The sequence below is a fragment of the Corallococcus llansteffanensis genome, from assembly GCF_003612055.1.
GTDB classification, from domain to species: domain Bacteria; phylum Myxococcota; class Myxococcia; order Myxococcales; family Myxococcaceae; genus Corallococcus; species Corallococcus llansteffanensis.
This window is the reverse complement of sequence record NZ_RAWB01000713.1, coordinates 1-4,496: the sequence shown is the minus strand read 5'-3', so window position 1 is coordinate 4,496 and position 4,496 is coordinate 1. Positions and strand designations below refer to the sequence as shown.

2 protein-coding genes are annotated in these 4,496 nt (G+C 73.4%); both read left to right on the top strand.

Annotation, left to right across the window (positions count from 1 at the left end):
• Positions 1-133 precede the first annotated feature (133 nt).
• Entirely contained in the window at positions 134-2,896 is a 2,763-nt protein-coding gene (locus tag D7V93_RS38770; protein ID WP_120648097.1) for a serine/threonine-protein kinase, read from the top strand.
• Positions 2,835-4,298 (top strand): sigma 54-interacting transcriptional regulator, encoded by a 1,464-nt coding sequence (locus D7V93_RS38765; protein WP_120648096.1) that lies wholly within the window; start codon positions 2,835-2,837, stop codon positions 4,296-4,298. The genes D7V93_RS38770 and D7V93_RS38765 overlap by 62 nt, the downstream gene beginning before the upstream one ends.
• The last annotated feature ends 198 nt before the right edge of the window (positions 4,299-4,496 follow it).

The window sequence follows — 4,496 nt, the reverse complement described above, 5'->3', positions numbered from 1 at the left end:
TTCCTGCTGAGGGAGACACGGAGGCATCGCATTATCCAAGATCGCGGCCAGGAAGTTGCTGCGCCTTCCAAGAAAGAAGGGAAAGCAGGGTCATGGCGGCGAGAACAAGAGGGCCGATAGGATTGAGCACGCCATGAAAGCCCGCACGGGAGAGGAGCCTGACGCGACACTCCGCGCGCGCGGTCCGGACGAGGAGGCGACGCGCCCCCTGCCACGGGCGCAGGGCGAGGGCGCGCCGGGGACGGACGGCTCGGACAGGCTCCCGCGTCCGGGGCCGCCGCCCTCCGTGCAGGTGGGCCGCTACCTGTTGTTGCGGCCGCTGGGCGCGGGCGGAATGGGCGTGGTGTACGCGGCCTATGATCCGGACCTGGACCGCAAGGTGGCGCTGAAGCTGCTGCGTCCGGACGGGCACGCGGACTCGGAGGTGGGGCGGGCGCGGCTCCTGCGCGAGGCGCAGGCGATGGCGCGCATCTCCCATCCGCACGTCATCCCGGTGTTCGACGTGGGCGTGTGGGGCGCGCAGGTGTTCCTGGCGATGGAGCTCATCGACGGGGGCACGCTTGGCCAGTGGCTCAAGCAAGCCCCGCGCTCCTGGCACGAGGTGCTGGACGTGTATCTCGCCGCGGGCCGGGGGCTGGTGGCCGCGCACGCGGTGGGGCTGGTGCACCGCGACTTCAAGCCGGCCAACGTGCTGGTGGATGGCCGGGGCCGCGTCTGTGTCACGGACTTCGGGCTCGCGCGCCAGGTGGGCACCACGCCAGGCGAAGAGGACACCACGGCGGGGCCGGGGCCGGGCGAGCTGCTGGGAGAGCGCCGCATGCTGGATGCGCCCATCACCGCCACGGGCGCGGTGATGGGCACGCCGCACTACATGTCGCCCGAGCAGGTCATGGGCGCCGTGCCGGATGCGAGCACGGATCAGTTCAGTTTCTGCGCGGCGCTCTACTACGCGCTCTACGGCCAGCGCCCCTTCGACACGGAGCGCATGCAGGCGCTGCGAAGCCCCTCCGACCTGAGCGGGCCCCAGGCGCCCTCCATCCTGGAGCCCCCGCGCGAGGCCCGCGGCCCCGCGTGGGTGCGACAGGCGGTGATGCGGGGCCTGTCGCTGCGCCCCCAGGACCGCTACCCCACGCTCTCCGCCCTGCTGGACGCGCTGGGCCAGGAGCAGCGGCGCGCCCGGAAGCGGCGGGCCCTCGCCGCCGCGGGCGTGGGGCTCATGGGGCTCGCGCTGGGAGGCGGTGCGCTCTACCAGCGCTCCCAGGTGTGCGCGGGCTCGGACGCGCTGATGGCGGAGGTGTGGGGCCCCTCGCAGCATCAACGGGTGGAGCAGGCCTTCCTCGCCACCGGCAGTCCGCTCGCCGCGGGCATGACGGAGCGCGTGGCGAAGGCCCTGGATGCGTACGCGAGCGCCTGGAGCCGGCAGCACACCGAAGCCTGCGAGGCCACGCGCGTGAGCGGCACGCAGCCCGAGGCCCTGCGCGTGGAGCGCGTGGTGTGCCTGGAGCGGCGGCGCAACGACGCGCGCGCGGTGGTGGAGCTCCTGGCCACGGCGGATCGGCCGCTCCTGGAGAAGGCGCTCACGCCGGTGAACGCGCTGCCCGCGCTGGGCGAGTGCGCGGACGTGGCGGCGCTCGGCGAACAGCAACGGCTGCCGGAGGACCTGGCGAAGCGCGCCGAGGTGGAGCGGCTGGAGGCGCGGCTCTCCGAGGTGAAGGTGCTGGTGGATGGCGGACGCCTCGCCCAGGCGCAGGAGAAGCTCGCGCCCCTCGTCCAGGGCGTGCAGGCGACGGGGTATGCCCCGCTGATGGCGCGGCTCCACCTGCAGCAGGGCTGGATGCGCGAGCAGCTGGGCGCTTCCGCGGAGGCCGCCGTGTCGCTGCGCCAGGCCGCCTTCGACGCTGAGGCCGGGCGCGCGGACCGGCTGAAGGTGCTCATCCTCAACCGGCTCCTCTACGTGGAGGAGGGCCAGAAGCACTTCGAGCAGGCGGACGTCTGGAGCGGCCTCGCGGACGCGACGCTGCGGCGGATGGGAGGAGACGCGGCGCTGGAGGCGGAGGTGCGCATCAACCAGGGCAACCTCGCGTCGGCGAAGGGCGACCTCGCCCGGGCGCGGGGGTTGTTCGACGAGGCGCAGGCGCGCGCGGAGTCGGTGCTGCAGTCGGGGCATCCGCTGCGCGCGCGCATCACCTTCCTCCAGGGAGGACTGGCGACGCGGATGGGCGACAAGGCGCGGGGCGTGATGCTGCTGACGCGCGCGCTCGCGCAGACAGAGGCCGCGGTGGGCCCGCTGCACCCGGACACGGCGCGTAGGCACGACGCGCTCTCCTGGGCGCTGCGCGAGACGGGGGACGCGGCCCAGGCGCTGACGCATGCCCGCGCGGCGGTGGAGATCCGCAAGACGCTGCTGGGCGCGCGCACGCTGCCCGTGGCGGAGGGGCTGGACGAGGTGGGCATGTGCCTGCTGGAGCTGGGCCGCTACGACGAGGCGCTGCGCGTCTACGAGGAGGCCCTGGCGCTGAAGCAGCAGGTGGCGCCCGGCGAGGAGACGCTCCAGTACTCCCATGACGGCGTGGGCCAGGCGCTCCTGGGCCTGGGCCGCGCGAAGGACGCCATCGCACCGCTGCGTCTGGCCGTGGGCTACGCGTCCCTTCCGGACGAGACGCTCGCGGATTCGGGCTTCGCGCTCGCGAAGGCCTTGTGGGACGCCGGGGAGCCGGGCCCCGCGCGACAGGAGGCCGAAGCGGCCCGCGTGCGCTACGTGCGCGCGACGCGCGAGCCCCGCGCCGCCGAGGTGGCGCGCTGGCTGGAGGCCCACCCGGCGAGCGCACCGCCCCATGCGGAGCCCCACCGTCGCGACGGCCGCCGGCCCGTCGGTGGGCCCCGGCGCGCGTGGTAGCGTGCCGCCCGTGGCGCGACAGGACGACGAGCGGAACGACCCGAAGCAACAGCGGCTCGACCGGACCACGACGCTTCCGGCGAAGCCCGCGGGCAAGGTCCGGCTGAAGCTGTGGGTGCTGTCCGGTCCGGAGGCCGGCAAGGGCCACCCGCTCCCGGTGGGCACGTACCGGCTGGGCAAGAGCCCGGACTGCGACATCGTGCTCGACGACAGCGCCGTGTCCCGTCACCACCTGCGCCTGGACGTGGCGGAGGACCGCGTCGTCGCCACGGACCTGGGCTCGTACAACGGCTCGTTCTGTCAGGGTCTGCGCTTCTCCGAGTTGGAGGTGCAGCCCGGCGTCGTCCTCACCCTGGGCGCCACCCAGCTCAAGGTGATGCCGGAGGACACCCGCGAGCGCTCGCGCCTGCTGTCCTCGCGCGACCACTTCGGGGCGCTGGTGGGCACCAGCCGCAAGATGCGCGAGGTCTTCACCTTCCTGGAGCGCATGGCGCCCAGTGATTCCGACGTGCTCATCCAGGGCGAGACGGGCACCGGCAAGGAGCTGTGCGCGGAGGGGCTGCACCGCGAGGGCCCGCGAGCGAAGAAGCCCTTCGTGGTGGTGGACCTGGCGGGCATCGCGCCCTCGCTCATCGAGTCGGAGCTGTTCGGCCACGTGAAGGGCGCCTTCACCGGAGCGCACGGCGACAGGGCCGGCGCCTTCGAGCGCGCCCAGGGCGGCACCGTCTTCCTCGACGAAGTGGGCGAGCTGCCCCTGGAGCTGCAGCCGCGCCTGCTGCGGGTGCTGGAGCGCCGCGAGGTGAAGCGCGTGGGCGGCAATGACTACCGAACGCTGGACCTGCGGGTGGTGGCCGCCACGCACGTGGACCTGGAGGCGGCGGTGAAGGCGGAGAAGTTCCGCCGGGACCTCTTCCACCGGCTCGCCGTGCTGCGCGTGGTGCTGCCGCCGCTGCGCGAGCGCCCGGAGGACATCCCGCTGCTCATCGACACCGTGCTGGAGCGCCTGGGCAAGCCCCCCAGCGCTCTGTCGGACCAGACGCGAGCGCTGCTCCTGCAGTACCCGTGGCCCGGCAACGTGCGCGAATTGCGCAACGTGGTGGACCGGGTGGTGAACCTGGGCGAGGAGTCCCTGCCGGACATCGACCCGGGAGTCCCCCACCGGGCCGCGTCCCGCGCGGGCGGGGAGCTGGACCTCGCCCGGCCGTTCAAGGAAGCCAAGGAGCAGCTCGTCGAGGGCTTCGAGCGCGACTACCTCATGAGCCTGCTCAAGCGCTGCGAGGGCCGCTTCAACCGCGCCGCGAGAGAGGCCGGCATCGACCGGGTCTACCTGCGCAAGCTGATGCGCAAGCACGGCCTGGAGCTCAGTGACGGCAAGCCCGCGGCGGACGACGACGCCGGGTGACAGCAGTCACCCACCCGAACGGGGTCGGGTGACTCCAGTCACCCACCGGGGGACCCGGGCCCGGGGGGCTCCCCTCTGAGGGCCCCTTGGGGAAGCGAGCGAAAGGGGTTGGTACGCCTCCTGCTTTGGAACAGCGCACACGGCCGCGACTGGCCCCACACGCACTCCGAAGAAGGAACCCTCCCATGACCCTCTCCG